This is a genomic window from Providencia huaxiensis (assembly GCF_002843235.3).
Classification (GTDB): Bacteria; Pseudomonadota; Gammaproteobacteria; order Enterobacterales; family Enterobacteriaceae; genus Providencia; species Providencia huaxiensis.
Window position 1 is genome coordinate 554,905 of sequence record NZ_CP031123.2, and the last position, 15,370, is coordinate 570,274.

Sequence of the window (15,370 nt, forward strand, 5' to 3'; positions counted from 1 at the left end):
AGCTACCCAAGTCACATACTTCTGTATGCTCCTTGGGATAGCTTCATTTGCCGCCTAGCCACAACACCAATGATTTAGAGTAAAAGATATCGTTCTTGGCGCTGTGGCAATAGAAAATAAGAAAAGGAAAGCGGGGCTTTCCTTTGAACTGATAATTCACGAGAAGATTACAGAACGTATTTACGGATAACTTCGGCAATACCTGGCTCTGTGTTAATGCGAGTGACTAACTTAGCCTGCTGTTTGATTTCATCAACGGCATTGCCCATGGCAACGCCTAAACCTGCGGTGGTCAGCATACTTAAGTCATTGAAGTTATCGCCGAAAGCCACAACATCATTCATCGTCATCCCTTGGGATTCGACCCACTCTTTTAAGCGTTGGCCTTTGCTATTGCCTTTGCGACCGACGTCCACTTGATCCATCCAAGACCATTCACAATCTAAACCAAAGTCATTTTCAATTTCACTAACGATTTGATGAAGTTGCTCCGTATTTGGTGAGCTAACAGCAAATTTCCAAATAGAATCATAGTGATGCATCACATCGGCGTAGTCTTCAACAAATTCAATGGCTGGGCGCTGTGCAACAGGTAAGGATTCGGCCCAATTAAGTGTACGCTGGATGCCCTCTGTTTTTGCGTTGTATAACATAGCGTTATCAACATACATTAAATGCTGAATATCCGTTCCACGCAGCTTGTCTATCATTTGTGTAACGGAATCGAGGGTCATTGGATTGGACTTTAGGACTTTTTTGCCTAAATAATCGTATAGATAAGTTCCGTTGCAACAGATCGCTGGCGTATCAAGGTCTAAGGTTTGGTAAAATGGATGAATCGCAACATGGTGGCGACCAGTGACGATGATCACTTTAACGCCTTGGCGACGAGCCTCTTGTAAAGCAGCTAATGATTCTGGCAGGATTTTTTTCTGGTGATCAAGCAGTGTTCCATCAAGATCGAGCGCAATAACGCGGTATGACATAAACGGCTCCACGTGATTTAGTTGTTACCTATCTTACTAAAGGGCTAGAGATAGGGAGATGATGAATTTAACGAATAACGAGAAATTATTGCTATAAAAACAGTCAACTTGGTATGTTTTATCATCATAACGTTAACTGAACCGTTTTAGTATCATTATTATTTGTTCTTTGTGTCATCCTTACAATTAAAGCGAAATCAAACTAATAGCTGCGTCAAATGGTAGATAATATTAATTGGCATTGTTAAATCTAGCTGTTGCTGAAGGTTGTTTATCAGGGATAGATATTCCATCTTGTTAAGATAGATATTTTCAATGTAGAAAATGCAATTGCTGTTAATTCTGGCACTACAGCATTATTTTCCATGTTTTATGGGGCAGGTATAGGCAGAGGAGATGAAGTAATAGTTCCTAGCTATACATTCTTTGCTACATGCTCCCCACTTCACCAGCTAGGCGCTGAACTAAAATTTGCAGACTGTGGGGATAATGGCAATGTAGATCCAAAATCCGTAGAAGCTCTGATTAACGATAAAACGAAAGCGGTGATTATTACACATATGTGGGGAATACCATGTGATATGGATGAACTGATAGATATATGTGAACGATACGAAATTCTTTTATTAGAAGATAGCTCTCATGCACATGGAGCAACTTGGGATGGCAAAATGATTGGGAGTTTTTCTGATGGCTCTGCTTGGAGTTTTCAGGGGAAGAAAATACTAACGTCAGGTGAAGGTGGCTTCTTTGCCACTAAGCATCGCGAATTCTACGAACGAGCTGTGTTAGTCGGTCATTTTAATAAGCGTGCAAAAAAGGAAGTGAACACTGATATTTTAAGAGATTTTGCTATTACAGGTACTGGTCTTAATTTAAGAATGCACCTACTAGGCGCTTCGGTTGTTATGCCTCAAATGCTAAACTTTGAACAGATGATGCAAGAAAAAAGGGAAACTGCTCATTTATTGAAAACAGGAATTGAGCAAATTGATGGGTTAAAGATAGTTCGCATTCCCAAAAAAGCAAATCCAGCGTGGTATGCCATGCCAATTATATTTGATGAGTCTAAATTTTCAATTGGTCTGCATGAATTCGTAGAGAAACTAAACCAAGCTGGTGCACTTGAAGCTGATATACCTGGCTCAACGTGCCCTATGAATGAATATTTTCTCTTTCATTCACCAAATAAAATCTCTCGTGACTATGATGAGAAAATTCGAGTTAATAAAGCTCATTTCGAAAATGCTATAAAATTTCACAATAGCATGTTTAAGTTGGATATTTGGTATGGAGAAGAGCGTTTCAATTTTATTGATAATTATTTATCAATCATTTTATCTGTTGCAGAGAAGTATCCAAGATGATAGAGAAATATATTCCTCATTCAGTAATATCCAAACTTAAAAACTATGATCGTGTTGTTGTAGGCGGTTTAATCAAAGCTGGACATGATTCAAAAATTCTGTTTTTGAAGCGTTCAGAAGGCGAGTTCATGCCAAATGTATGGGAAATTCCTTCTGGTGGCATGGAGTATGATGAAGATATGCAGACAGCGCTTAGTCGTGAAATTACAGAAGAAACCGGAATGATAGTTATTGAAATTTCTGGTTTTGTCGGTGCGGTTGAGTACCAAGCAATTGGCCAAAGTTGTATTCAATTAAACTTCAATGTTTTATGCTCTGGTCATGTTTGTTTAAGTTCTGAGCACTCAGATTTTGCATGGTCTACTATTGAGTCATTCAAGGGTAATCTTGATGGTTTTATGTTGAGAACGTTCGGATTGCAATGAGTGACAAAAAAACTAGTCAAGGAGTTCTACAGTGTTAAATATTGCTTTAGAAGCCGCTAATACTGCTAGTAAATATTCACTAAAAGGCTTTTACGAAGCTGGTACATTTACAAGAAAAATAGATAACACCATTGTTACCGCTACAGATCTTAAAGTAGAAAATGTGATAAGAGAAGTACTTCAGGTGAAAACCCCACATATTTCTATTTTAGGGGAGGAGCTCGGAACAAATATTGAAGGTGAATTTTCTACCGGATGGATAATAGATCCTATTGATGGAACACGCGCATTTTTGTATGGCGTTCCATTATTTAGTACTTTGATTGCTTATGTTGAACGTGGCATCCCCCTTGTCGGTGTTATATCATTTCCCGCCATTGATACTATGTATTATGCATCGTTAGGAAACGGGTGTTGGTCTAAAAAAGGTGATCTTGCACCAAAACGGATATGTACTCAGATAAAAAAAACGAAAAAATTAAGTGAAGCTGTTGTTTCGATATCAGGAATTCACAGTACTAATTTTGATAGTAGAGAAGGTAACAAAGCTTACAATCTATCAAATGTCGTTAATTCTGCTCAAGATATGGTTTTTATAAATGATTGTTATCAGCATTCAATGGTAGCAACAGGAAGGATCGATTGTGCTATTGATACGTTAATGAAACCATGGGATATCGCTGCTATTTTACCTTGCCTTACTGAAGCTGGAGTTTATTATGCAAATATTAATGGTAATAAAACAAACGTGATCAATGGGGGAAGTTTGGTGTCAGCATCCTCCTCTGAGTTATTGGATGAAGTGATTGTAGCTTTAAACTTATGATACTGAACCTTGGCGCTATTTACTCAGCGTAATTTGCATAATATAGGGTATAGTGAAGCCAATGTAGTAGGCTATAGATACGGTTTTGTATTTTTATCATGAATTAAGGAGTCAGGATGAATCAGGTTGTTTATATTGCGAGCCCCGAGAGTCAGCAAATTCACGTGTGGTCGATGAATGAGGTTGGTGAACTTACTCTTTTACAAACGGTAAAAACACCGGGCCAAGTGCAACCTATGGTACTAAGCCATGATAAAAAACACCTTTATATTGGCGTGCGCCCGAATTTTCGCGTCGTAACCTATGAAATTGAAGAGAAAGGATTACTGCGTTTAAAAGCAGAAACATCCGTTCCGGGAACGCCAGTTCACTTATCATTGGATAACACGGGCAAATATTTATTTGTCCCTTCATACCATCAACACAACCTAGCGGTGCTGGCCATCAATGGCGAGGGTGTGCCAAATCAAGTCGTCCAAGTTATTGAAGGCTTGCGTAATCCACACTCTTCCCATGTCGATGTTGATAATCAACAGCTTTGGGTTCCTTGCTTGGGCGAAGACCATATCCGTTTATTCGATTTACATGAAAATGGTTATTTAACCGAAGCAACTGCGGATCAAATTACTACAGCAGCGAAATCAGGCCCTCGTCATCTGGCCTTCCATCCAAGTGAAAAAGTCATTTATTGTGTGAATGAGTTAGACTCAACGGTAGGCGTGTATCATAAATTTACTCGCTATCGTAATATGCAAACTTTGGCAAATTACCCATTAGGTAACGAAAGCCAGCGCTGGGCTGCCGATATCCATATTACGCCAGATGGCCGCCATTTGTATGTTAGTGAGCGCTCAGAAAGCTACCTCAGCCACTATCTGGTTTCTGATGACGGTTGCGAGCTAACATTAGAAGCACGCTACCCAACAGAGACGCACCCAAGGGGCTTTAATATTGATGCGACAGGCCGTTTTTTAATTTCGAGCGGGCAAAAGTCAGACCATATTTCAGTCTCTGAAATTGACCCAATTACGGGGAAATTGACGCAAATAGGAAGGTATAGGGTCGGGAAAGGTCCTATGTGGGTCATTTCAGTCATCCTTTGAGCCGTAACTGTGTTGGCTACGTTTACTAACCCTAGTCACATACTGGTGTATGCTCCTAGGGCTTAGTTTCACTTGCCGCCTTGTTACAGCTCAAATGATTTATGAAATACTCTAGATTAAAAATTCAGTTAGAATCACTTCGATTATCATTGAGTTTATCGTGCTATCCCAACACTTTTGCCATTGCATTTGTCACTTTACTGAGTTGCTCGGGGGTGATGATATACGGTGGCATCACATAAATCAGCTTGCCGAATGGGCGAACCCAAACACCATTTTCCACAAATACTTTTTGCAAAGCGGCTGTGTTTACGGGCTGCTTCATTTCAATTACGCCAATTGCACCAAGAATGCGCACATCTGCAACACTAGGGTGGGATATTAAAGGCATCAATTCAGCCTTAAGTTGTTGTTCGATATCGGCAACTGTTTCCTGCCAAGGGCTATTGAGTAATAAGGTCAAACTGGCATCCGCTACAGCACAGGCGAGAGGGTTACCCATAAAGGTTGGCCCATGCATAAAACAACCTGCTTCACCATTGCTAATGGTTTCTGCCACATGGCGAGTTGTGAGGGTGGCTGAAAGTGTCATATAACCACCTGTTAGTGCCTTACCTAAACACATAATATCGGGTGATATATCAGCATGCTGGCAAGCAAACAATTTCCCTGTACGACCAAAACCAGTCGCAATTTCATCAGCAATCAATAGCAAACCATACTGATCGCACAAATGGCGGACTCCCTTTAAATATTCAGGGTGATAGATGCGCATACCACCGGCACCTTGGACGATCGGCTCAAGGATGATCGCTGCAATTTCATCACTATTTTCGGCAAGTTGTACTTCAAGAGGATGCAAATCGGTGCTGTCCCATTCGTCGTAAAAACCGCATTGAGGCGCTTCCACAAAAATATGCGGAGGTAAATACCCCTTATACAGGCCATGCATTGAATTATCAGGGTCACAAACGGCCATCGCACCGAAAGTATCTCCATGATATCCATGACGTAATGTGAGGATCCGCTGGCGCTTTTCCCCTTTGGCTTGCCAATATTGCAATGCCATTTTCAGAGCAACTTCAACCGCCACGGAGCCGGAATCGGCAAGAAAGACACATTCCAGCGGCTCTGGTGTGATGGCAACCAATTGCTTACATAGGTTCACAGCAGGTGGGTGTGTGATCCCGCCAAACATCACATGGGACATTTTCGCTAATTGCGTTGTTACCGCTTGGTTTAATACAGGATGATTATAACCATGAATAGCAGCCCACCATGAAGACATACCATCAATTAATTTTTTTCCATCGGCCATGATTAGCTCAGCGCCATGGGCTTCAACTATCGGGTAAGCCGGAATTGGTTGGCTCATCGAGGTATAAGGGTGCCAAATATGTTTGGCATCAAACTGAATATCTACATTATCCATTTGCTATCATCGTCAACTTTTTTAGATCATTTTAGTTGACATGATAGTCACAATATTTAAACTGGCAACAACTTTTTCAACTGGAGAGTTTCCGTGAGCCAATTAAAACAGTGGACAATAAAACAAGCTAATGAACTGTTTTCAATGCCTTTTTTTGAATTATTATTTCAGGCACAGCAAATTCATCGCCAACATTTCGACCCGCAGCAAGTGCAAGTGAGTACGTTGTTATCGATTAAAACCGGGGCTTGCCCTGAAGATTGCAAATATTGTGCGCAAAGTGCGCGCTATAAAACAGGGCTAGAAACTGAAAAGTTAATGGAAGTTCAGCAAGTGCTGGAATCCGCGAAAAAAGCGAAGCAAGCAGGCTCAACCCGCTTTTGTATGGGGGCTGCGTGGCGGAATCCGAAAGAACGCGATATGCCTTATCTTGAGATGATGGTAAAAGAAGTGAAGTCATTAGGGATGGAAACCTGTATGACATTAGGGATGATTGATAATTCCCAAGCTCAACGCTTAGCAGAAGCCGGGTTAGATTATTATAACCATAACCTTGATACCTCTCCTGAATACTACGGCAATATTATTACGACTCGCAGTTATCAAGACCGCTTGAATACACTCGAAAATGTCCGAGATGCAGGGATCAAAGTCTGCTCTGGTGGGATTTTAGGCTTAGGTGAGAAAGTCAGTGACCGAGCGGCATTATTAGTGCAATTGGCAAATTTACCGAAGCCACCAGAAAGTGTGCCGATCAACATGTTGATGAAAGTTGAAGGAACCCCAATGGCCGATAACGAAGATGTCGATGCATTTGATTTTATTCGCACTATTGCCGTTGCACGTATCATGATGCCAACGTCATACGTTAGGCTATCGGCAGGTCGTGAATATATGAATGAGCAAACTCAGGCATTATGTTTTATGGCCGGTGCGAACTCCGTATTCTATGGGTGTAAATTATTAACGACGCCAAACCCCGATGAAAACAAAGATTTAGCACTATTTAGAAAACTGAATATTAACCCTGAGCGAATTGAAACTGACGAAGGGGATAACCATCAAGCTGCTAAGTTAGCCGAAACGCTGTTAACCGCGGATAACCATCAATTTTATAACGCAGCAGTATAATGACTTGGCAATCATTTATACAAAACCAGATAGAGCAGCGTAAGCAGGCTTCTATCTGGCGTCAACGGCGCTGTATTGATAGTGCTAATGGTCGTTCACTTTTTCTAGCTGGAAAAGAATTTCTTAATTTTTCATCCAATGATTATTTGGGGCTATCTCATCATCCTCAAGTAATTGCCGCGTGGCAACGCGGTGCTGATGAATATGGTGTGGGAAGTGGGGGATCGGGGCATATTACCGGGTTCACCAAAGCACATGATAAATTAGAGCAAGCGCTCGCTGATTGGCTAGGCTACCCGAAAGCCTTACTGTTTATTTCAGGTTTTGCTGCGAACCATGCGGTGATCACGGCATTAATGACGGCAAATGATCGTATTTTAGCGGATAAACTTAGCCATGCATCGATTGTGGAGGCCTCGATTCATTCAGGGGCTCAATTAAGGCGCTTTCAGCATAATAATCCTCTATCACTTAATAAGTTAATTCAAAAACCTGTTTCAGGAAAAACGCTTGTCGTCACGGAAGGGGTTTTTAGTATGGATGGTGATAGTGCTCCCCTTCAACAATTGCAGGAAATCGTTAGAAATCAGCAAGCTTGGTTGATGGTTGATGATGCTCATGGTGTTGGCGTTACCGGAGAGCAAGGCCGTGGCAGCTGTTTTGCGAGTGGAATTAAACCTGAAATTTTAGTCGTGACATTTGGCAAAGCATTTGGTTTAAGTGGCGCAGCGGTGCTGTGTGATGAGCCAACGGCTGACTATTTTGTACAGTCCGCACGCCATTTAATTTATAGCACGTCAATGCCACCCGCTCAGGCTGTCGCACTGCTAGCAGCCGTTGAGCAAATTAAGCTCGCAGAGCACGCAAGAGAAAAGCTTAACCAACATATTAAATATTTTAGACATAATGCTGACTTTGATGGTATGCAGCTAACTGATTCAACCACGGCTATTCAGCCACTAATTGTTGGTGAAAACCAAGCGAGCCAACAGTTAGCCAATTTTTTACGCAAAAAAAACATTTGGGTGCAAGCGATCCGACCGCCAACGGTCCCGCCTGGGAGTGCTAGGTTACGGATCACGTTAAGTGCTGCACACCAACGTCAAGATATCGATCAATTATTGGAGGCTTTACATGACTTTATCGCTCAGTCGTGAAAAGCATAAAATTGCGGCGGCATTTGGCCGTGCGGCTAAAAGTTATGACGCAGTGGCAAGTTATCAACGATCAACAGGAACACAACTGCTTGGTCAACTGGCTTCAGCCTTAAATCACTCACAATCAACGGTGCCATTGCATATTTTAGATGCAGGGTGCGGTACGGGGTATTTCAGCCATAAATTGAAAAATCAAGGGCATCGCGTCACCGCATTAGATCTTTCTGTGGGAATGCTCGAAATGGCGCAAACGAAAGCCGTTGCCGATCATTATTTATGTGCGGATATAGAATCCATTCCATTGGATCCACAACTCTTTGACGTGGTTTTTTCCAATTTGTCGGTCCAATGGTGCCAAGATCTGAGCAAAGCATTAAGCGAGTTATATCGAGTGACAAAACCGGGGGGAGTAGTGGTGTTCACCACACTTGCAGAGCATTCTCTGACAGAATTATCCTCAGCTTGGCATTCACTTGACGGCTATTCACATGTGAATGCCTTTCTCAGTGTTCAGCAGATACGAAATAGTTGTCAGTCATGGAGACATGAACTTATTTTTCAGAAGGATACACTCTATTTTCCTGAGTTAATAGCGCTGCTTCATTCACTGAAAGGGATTGGCGCGACACACTTGACCACGAGGCGTAAAGCGGGGCTAATGACCCGCCAGCATTTGCAGCAACTTGCTTTGCTCTATCCAATGACAGAACAAGGCTTACCTTTAACTTATCATACGGTGTTTGGAGTGCTTTACCGTGACTAAAACGTACTTTGTAACCGGAACGGATACTGAGGTCGGAAAAACTGTGGCGAGCTGTGCTTTGTTGCAAGCCGCGGGAAAACAAGGCTGGAAAACAGTGGGTTATAAACCAGTCGCTTCAGGAAGTGAGATGACTGAGCATGGCCTGCGAAATAGTGATGCATTATTATTACAAGCCAATAGCCAGGTTAAATTACCCTATGAGGCGATTAACCCGATTGTATTTGAGGCGCCAACTTCACCGCATATTATCAGTGAAGAACTAAATCAACCCATTGAATTTTCAGTGATAAATAAAGGCTTGGCTTGTTTGAAGTCCCAAGCAGATTGGCTATTAGTTGAAGGTGCTGGTGGCTGGTATACCCCGCTATCCAGAGAAAAAACGTATGCAGATTGGGTGATTGAACAGCAGCTACCCGTTATTTTAGTCGTTGGGGTTAAGTTAGGTTGTATAAATCATGCACTGTTAACCATGGAGTCTATCAAAGCTTCAGGTTTATCTGTGGTAGGCTGGGTGGCCAATGAAGTAGAACCCGCAGGTGTTTTCCAAGCGCAATATTTGTCGACACTTAATCGAATGATTAAAGCACCTTGTTTAGGCGTGATCCCGCACCAAAAAACACTTAGCGGCAAATTAGGACGCTATTTGGATCTTTCTTTATTAACTATTTGATTATATAAAAATAGACATGTTTTCCCCAAGCAGCGCTAATGGCTTGGGGTTGATCGATTGTTAAATAAGGATCCGATCTTTTTTAACGTTCTCAACTTAAATACTGTCAAGTTTTTCAGTAAAAATACCACTCAGATCTTAATAAAAAAGATAAAATCTGTTTTTCATCGCGGTTACTACGTAAAAATTTTTTCATTAAACTGCCATCTTTTTGTCATTTAGCCTTCATTGAACAAATCTTCAAGATCTCGTGAATCCATGAGCCGAAAGGGCTTCAAGAGTTATCCACCATTTCTGTGGATAACCTTGTGTATTAACGTTATAAAACAAGTTCTACGCTAGGTGGCAAGCGGCTTTGACTTTATTTGATGTGATTCTGGACTTTAAATTAATCTATAATAAATACAAATGGTTAAATAAAATCAAGACTTCAATTTGTATTTGAGATACGGCATAAAAATGCAATAGCATAAAATATAAAGTTTCAAAAAGGTCAAGTACTTTTTTGGGGATAACATTTTTATAAACATATTAGAACGGAGAATAACAGAAAATTTAGCTTCAATACTTGAAGCTGGTTTTTTATCCAGTATCATAATGGGAGAAACTAGTTAAGGGGCGTTAATATGAGTAAGGATTTTAAGCTGTATTCTGATTTTCAGCCGGGAGGGGACCAGCCCGAAGCTATCCATAAGTTAAGGGAAGGGCTACAAGATGGACTTGCTCATCAAACTCTATTAGGCGTAACGGGGTCCGGTAAGACGTTCACAATTGCCAATGTTATTGCGCAAGAGAACCGGCCTACCATGTTAATGGCACATAATAAAACCTTAGCTGCACAGCTTTATAGCGAAATGAAAGCCTTCTTTCCAGATAACGCGGTGGAATATTTCGTCTCTTACTATGACTATTATCAGCCAGAAGCATACGTTCCAAGCTCAGATACTTTTATTGAAAAAGACGCCTCTGTAAACGAACACATTGAGCAAATGCGTCTATCTGCAACCAAAGCCTTACTCGAACGCCGAGATGTGATTGTGGTGGCTTCTGTGTCCGCTATTTACGGTTTGGGTGACCCGGATAGCTACTTAAAAATGATGTTGCACCTCACCGATGGCATGATCATCGACCAGCGCTCAATTTTAAGGCGTTTAGCGGACTTGCAATATTCGCGTAATGACCAAGCTTTTACACGAGGGACTTTCCGAGTCCGTGGTGAGGTTATCGATATTTTTCCTGCGGAATCAGACGAATATGCCTTACGTGTAGAGCTATTTGATGACGAAGTTGAACGGTTGTCATTATTTGACCCATTGACAGGGCAAATACAGCATCGTGTTCCCCGTTTTACCGTTTATCCAAAAACGCACTATGTCACACCAAGAGAACGTATTCTTGAGGCCATGGAACAGATTAAGGTTGAATTGGCAGACAGGCGAAAAGTATTACTGGAAAACAATAAATTACTTGAAGAACAACGCATTGCTCAACGAACACAATTTGACTTAGAAATGATGAATGAGCTCGGTTATTGTTCAGGTATTGAAAACTATTCACGCTACTTATCGGGTCGTGCTCCTGGCGAGCCACCACCGACATTATTTGATTATTTACCTGCTGATGGCTTACTGGTGGTGGATGAGTCTCACGTTACTATTCCGCAAATAGGTGCGATGTACAAAGGGGACCGTTCAAGAAAAGAAACCTTAGTGGAATACGGTTTTCGTCTCCCTTCTGCATTAGATAACCGCCCTATGCGCTTTGAAGAATTCGAGGCTTTAGCGCCGCAAACTATTTATGTGTCGGCAACACCGGGTAACTATGAGCTCGATAAATCAGGCAATGAAGTGATTGAGCAGGTTGTTAGGCCAACAGGTCTACTTGATCCGATTATTGAAGTTCGCCCAGTTTCTACGCAAGTGGATGATTTACTATCTGAAATTCGTATTCGTGTGCAAAAAAGTGAACGTGTGTTAGTGACCACCTTAACAAAGCGCATGGCAGAGGACTTAACGGAATATCTTGAAGAGCACGGGGAGCGAGTGCGTTATCTTCACTCCGATATCGATACAGTGGAGCGCGTGGAAATTATTCGTGACCTGCGACTTGGCGAGTTTGATGTACTAGTTGGGATCAACTTATTAAGAGAAGGTTTAGACATGCCAGAGGTATCTCTGGTGGCTATTTTAGACGCGGACAAAGAAGGTTTCTTGCGTTCGGAACGTTCGCTGATTCAAACCATAGGGCGTGCGGCCCGTAACTTAAATGGTAAGGCAATCCTCTATGGAGACAGGATCACCAACTCCATGCAAAAAGCGATCACAGAAACAGAGCGTCGCCGTGCTAAACAAATGGCGTTCAATGAAGAACATGGCATTGTTCCGCAAGGTTTGAATAAGAAAATTGGTGATATCCTGCAAATTGGTCACAAAGTGGGCGGTAAAGGAAAAAGCCGTACGAAAGACAATGGTAAAAATAATAATTCGGTTGATATTCAATCACTGTCGACAAAAGAGTTGGAGCAACGGATTTCACAGCTTGAAGCGCAAATGTATAAGCATGCTCAAGACCTTGAATTTGAAGCGGCTGCGCGAGTCAGAGACGAATTGCAGGAGATACGCTCTCAGTTTATCGCTAATTCCTAATTTTCCTCATACTTCACGCTGTGGGGGTGTTGGCTACGTTTAGTCACTCGGGTCACTATGCTCCCCGAGCTGCCTTCACTTGCCGCCTACCCACAACGCAAAGTATTTTGAAAATAGATTTAGTGGAAATACGGGAAACATAGGGCTAATTTTAGGGAAAGTTTTCCGCTGCGAGTATTTAGCAGCGGAATGGCAGGTGGGGGGTTATAACAAGTTGATGGTTTCTTCGATGGCTTGTAGTAACAGCTTTCTATCATGACGATATGGGATATCGTCTGCTTCGAGTACTCGTTGGATTATTTTGCGTTCTGGGCTGATATTGCTTGTTTGTGTCCGTGGGCCAAGGATTAACGCATCAATTTTTTGGCAACCAATATAATGTTCCATCATTTTTAGTTTGTCAGGCAAAGACAGGTTGGCTGCAGGGGAGCTAATTTCTTTCGCTAAATTGCCAATATAAATCATCGGAGCTTTACATTCGCGCAGTGCAGCCGCAATTTCATCCAAAAGCAGTAATGGCATTAAACTGGTAAAAAAACTGCCAGGGCCGATAATAATTAAATCTGCTTGGTGAATGGCCTGTAAGGCTTCTTTCGTCGCCTTGACGGTCGGGTACAAACGTAACTCTTGTGGGATTTCATGTAAGGCATCAACATTCACCTCACCGTATACTTCATTGCCCATTTCATCGATAGCCATTAAATCAACAGGGGATTCCGACATTGGGATCAACTGCGCATCAACTTTTAGCATATTACGGATAAGATTTATGGCCTCTAGCGGGCGCACACTTAGGTGGTCTAATGATTTTAACATTAAATTACCTAAATTATGGCCTGAAAGCTCGCCATTACCGCTGAAACGGTATTCAAACATCGCTGAAGCAATAGACGGCTCAGTAATTAGCTGATTTAAACAGTTACGCATGTCTCCCCAAGCGATCCCGCCTTCGGAACGACGAATACGACCCGTCGAACCTCCATTATCGGTTGTGGTAACAATACCCGTTAAACGAGAACCTAAAGAAGAAAGTGAAGACATCACGCGACCAAGTCCATGCCCGCCACCTAGAGCGACAACATGTCTGAGATCCGCCAGACTGCAATTCGGCATAGTGTTCCTATATCAGTTAATTTCCAGTACTTATAAAAGCAAGTAAACCAGCGAGTTACGAATGCGGTTTTTTTACGCTAAAGCCCGTTCTATGGCGACTAAAATAAATTGGGCATTAATCTACCATAAAACATCATTCTTAGCTTAAGTACTGTGACAAAAAACAATAAAAGAGATGATTCTGTATTGATGTGGGCCTTAGACGGAAAAATGCGCGAGAGAGTTTTCATTTTAAATTATTATCTATATTATGTAAATAATTCTCATTTTCATTGTTTATTTTATGGATCAATATGTCTGATTCAGAATTACAGCGCCTGTTTGCTCGCCATTCGTCGTCGTTATGTCGTTATCTGAACATCTACCTTAAAGACCATAGTTTAAGTATGGATATCACGCAGGAAAGCTTTGCTCGGTTGGCCGAGTTGATGAAAAACCCTGCCATTCAAGATTTTGATGCTTATTTGTATCGAATTGCGAAAAACCTGATGGTCGACCATTTCCGCCTACAGAAAAAACAACGATTAATGGCTATCAGTGACCAACAGTGGGAAGAGATCCCATCGCGGGTGAAAGGCCTAGAAGCCACTGTCATTCATGATCAACAACTAGAACAAATTCAAAAAATTATCCAAACTTTGCCATTCAGGACTCAGGAGATATTTCGCTTGCATCGAGAAGAAGGACTAACCCAAACGGAAGTGGCGCAGCATTTAAATATTTCATTAAGTACAGTCGAAAAACATTTAGCCAGTGCATTGGCAATGCTAATTCATAAATGGAGAGACTAGTCATGAAGCCATCTGATAGTCCATCTGAAATTGAAAACAAAGCCGCAATGTGGGTTGTGAAAACAACGCATCGCGAGTTGACATCACAAGAGAATGCAGCGTTCCAGTCTTGGCTTAATGCGTCAGAACAACATGCATCAGCTTACTTCCGTGCTCGGCAATTATGGGCACTAACGGCGAATAAACCACGACAAAAAACAGCTGAAAATCAACAGGGAATGAAAAAAAAGAGACTCCCTCGCTATGTTGGTTTATCGATCGCCGCGGCTGTGTTAGTGAGTGTGTTATCCATGTCAATTTGGTATTTTCAATATACACAGCAAGTGGATTACTATGCGAAAACCGGTGAAATACAGCATATCACCTTACCGGATGGTAGCCGTGTAGATCTCGACAGTGGCGCACAGTTGCAATTAGCGTTTAATTCGCAGTACCGGCAAGTCAATTTATTACGGGGACGCGCTTACTTCACCGTCGCACCAAAAACGGATACGGAACCAAGGCCTTTTCAGGTTATGGCGAAAAATGGCATAACTCAGGCGCTTGGTACTGAATTTTCAATTGATAATGAAAATAGCGAAGTGGTGGTCAGTGTTTATCAACACAGCGTAAAGGTGTCGCTATTATCAGGGCAGGAAATGCTTATTCCAGCAGGAAACTTCACACAATATCAATCAGAGATAACACCTATGGCTTCCATGGTTAATTCGCATTCTACAGTATGGCGCGAAGGGCAAATTATTTTTCAACAGCAAATATTTCCAGAAGTTATTGCTGAAATAAATCGTTACCGTGACAAGCAAATTATTTTATTGGCTGAGGAGCCAGTAGGGCACATTAGTGGTGTATTACAGATTAACGCACTCGATAGTGGGCTGACGCATCTGGTGTCATCGTACGGTTTATCCGTTTATGAAATCCCATTTTTTACTTTAATCTATTGATTATGAATAAGTAGTAT

The 15,370-nt window shown here is 41.8% G+C and carries 14 protein-coding genes; 11 read left to right on the plus strand and 3 right to left on the minus strand.

What is annotated here, in order from left to right; all coding sequences use genetic code 11:
* Positions 1 to 167: 167 nt before the first annotated feature.
* Positions 168 to 986, minus strand: coding sequence for a pyridoxal phosphatase (locus CYG50_RS03990; RefSeq protein WP_102138351.1), 819 nt, complete (start codon positions 984 to 986; stop codon positions 168 to 170).
* A gap of 308 nt (positions 987 to 1,294) precedes the next feature.
* On the opposite strand from CYG50_RS03990, the gene CYG50_RS03995 reads away from it, so the two are divergent.
* From CYG50_RS03995 to pgl, 4 genes are all read left to right on the plus strand, one after another.
* Positions 1,295 to 2,353 (plus strand): DegT/DnrJ/EryC1/StrS family aminotransferase, encoded by a 1,059-nt coding sequence (locus tag CYG50_RS03995; protein WP_269750073.1) that lies wholly within the window; start codon positions 1,295 to 1,297, stop codon positions 2,351 to 2,353.
* Complete coding sequence (locus CYG50_RS04000) at positions 2,350 to 2,778, plus strand: NUDIX domain-containing protein (protein ID WP_102138353.1); 429 nt, start codon at positions 2,350 to 2,352, stop codon at positions 2,776 to 2,778. The genes CYG50_RS03995 and CYG50_RS04000 overlap by 4 nt, the downstream gene beginning before the upstream one ends.
* A gap of 31 nt (positions 2,779 to 2,809) precedes the next feature.
* Entirely contained in the window at positions 2,810 to 3,604 is a 795-nt protein-coding gene (locus tag CYG50_RS04005) for an inositol monophosphatase family protein (RefSeq protein ID WP_102138354.1), read from the plus strand.
* A gap of 116 nt (positions 3,605 to 3,720) precedes the next feature.
* The gene (pgl, locus tag CYG50_RS04010) at positions 3,721 to 4,707 is read left to right on the plus strand and encodes a 6-phosphogluconolactonase (RefSeq protein ID WP_102138355.1); all 987 of its coding nucleotides are present in this window, start codon (positions 3,721 to 3,723) and stop codon (positions 4,705 to 4,707) included.
* A 163-nt stretch (positions 4,708 to 4,870) separates the two neighbouring features.
* Here the strand turns inward: pgl and bioA are convergent, their stop codons facing one another.
* Positions 4,871 to 6,139 carry an adenosylmethionine--8-amino-7-oxononanoate transaminase gene (gene bioA / locus CYG50_RS04015; protein WP_102138356.1) on the minus strand — a complete coding sequence of 423 codons (1,269 nt, stop codon included), beginning with the start codon at positions 6,137 to 6,139 and terminating at the stop codon, positions 4,871 to 4,873.
* A gap of 93 nt (positions 6,140 to 6,232) precedes the next feature.
* Between bioA and bioB the strand changes: the two genes are divergently transcribed.
* The 5 genes from bioB to uvrB all read left to right on the plus strand — a co-directional run bounded on the left by bioB (position 6,233) and on the right by uvrB (position 12,505).
* Entirely contained in the window at positions 6,233 to 7,270 is a 1,038-nt protein-coding gene (gene bioB / locus CYG50_RS04020) for a biotin synthase BioB (RefSeq protein ID WP_102138357.1), read from the plus strand.
* Positions 7,270 to 8,427, plus strand: a complete 1,158-nt coding sequence (gene bioF, locus CYG50_RS04025) for an 8-amino-7-oxononanoate synthase (protein WP_102138358.1) — start codon at positions 7,270 to 7,272, stop codon at positions 8,425 to 8,427. Before bioB ends, bioF begins: the two co-directional genes overlap by 1 nt.
* Positions 8,405 to 9,190, plus strand: a complete 786-nt coding sequence (gene bioC, locus CYG50_RS04030; RefSeq protein WP_102138359.1) for a malonyl-ACP O-methyltransferase BioC — start codon at positions 8,405 to 8,407, stop codon at positions 9,188 to 9,190. Before bioF ends, bioC begins: the two co-directional genes overlap by 23 nt.
* The gene (bioD, locus tag CYG50_RS04035) at positions 9,183 to 9,860 is read left to right on the plus strand and encodes a dethiobiotin synthase (RefSeq protein WP_102138360.1); all 678 of its coding nucleotides are present in this window, start codon (positions 9,183 to 9,185) and stop codon (positions 9,858 to 9,860) included. The genes bioC and bioD overlap by 8 nt, the downstream gene beginning before the upstream one ends.
* A gap of 626 nt (positions 9,861 to 10,486) precedes the next feature.
* Positions 10,487 to 12,505 (plus strand): excinuclease ABC subunit UvrB, encoded by a 2,019-nt coding sequence (gene uvrB, locus CYG50_RS04040; protein WP_102138361.1) that lies wholly within the window; start codon positions 10,487 to 10,489, stop codon positions 12,503 to 12,505.
* A 204-nt stretch (positions 12,506 to 12,709) separates the two neighbouring features.
* On the opposite strand, the gene CYG50_RS04045 is transcribed toward uvrB, so the two are convergent.
* Positions 12,710 to 13,618 (minus strand): gluconeogenesis factor YvcK family protein, encoded by a 909-nt coding sequence (locus CYG50_RS04045; protein ID WP_004909155.1) that lies wholly within the window; start codon positions 13,616 to 13,618, stop codon positions 12,710 to 12,712.
* A gap of 293 nt (positions 13,619 to 13,911) precedes the next feature.
* Here CYG50_RS04045 and CYG50_RS04050 point away from each other — a divergent pair, with 293 nt between their 5' ends.
* Together CYG50_RS04050 and CYG50_RS04055 are read left to right on the plus strand one after the other, a co-directional pair.
* Positions 13,912 to 14,409, plus strand: a complete 498-nt coding sequence (locus tag CYG50_RS04050; RefSeq protein ID WP_102138362.1) for an RNA polymerase sigma factor — start codon at positions 13,912 to 13,914, stop codon at positions 14,407 to 14,409.
* Positions 14,410 to 14,411: 2 nt separating this feature from the next.
* Positions 14,412 to 15,353, plus strand: a complete 942-nt coding sequence (locus tag CYG50_RS04055; RefSeq protein WP_168222827.1) for a FecR family protein — start codon at positions 14,412 to 14,414, stop codon at positions 15,351 to 15,353.
* The last annotated feature ends 17 nt before the right edge of the window (positions 15,354 to 15,370 follow it).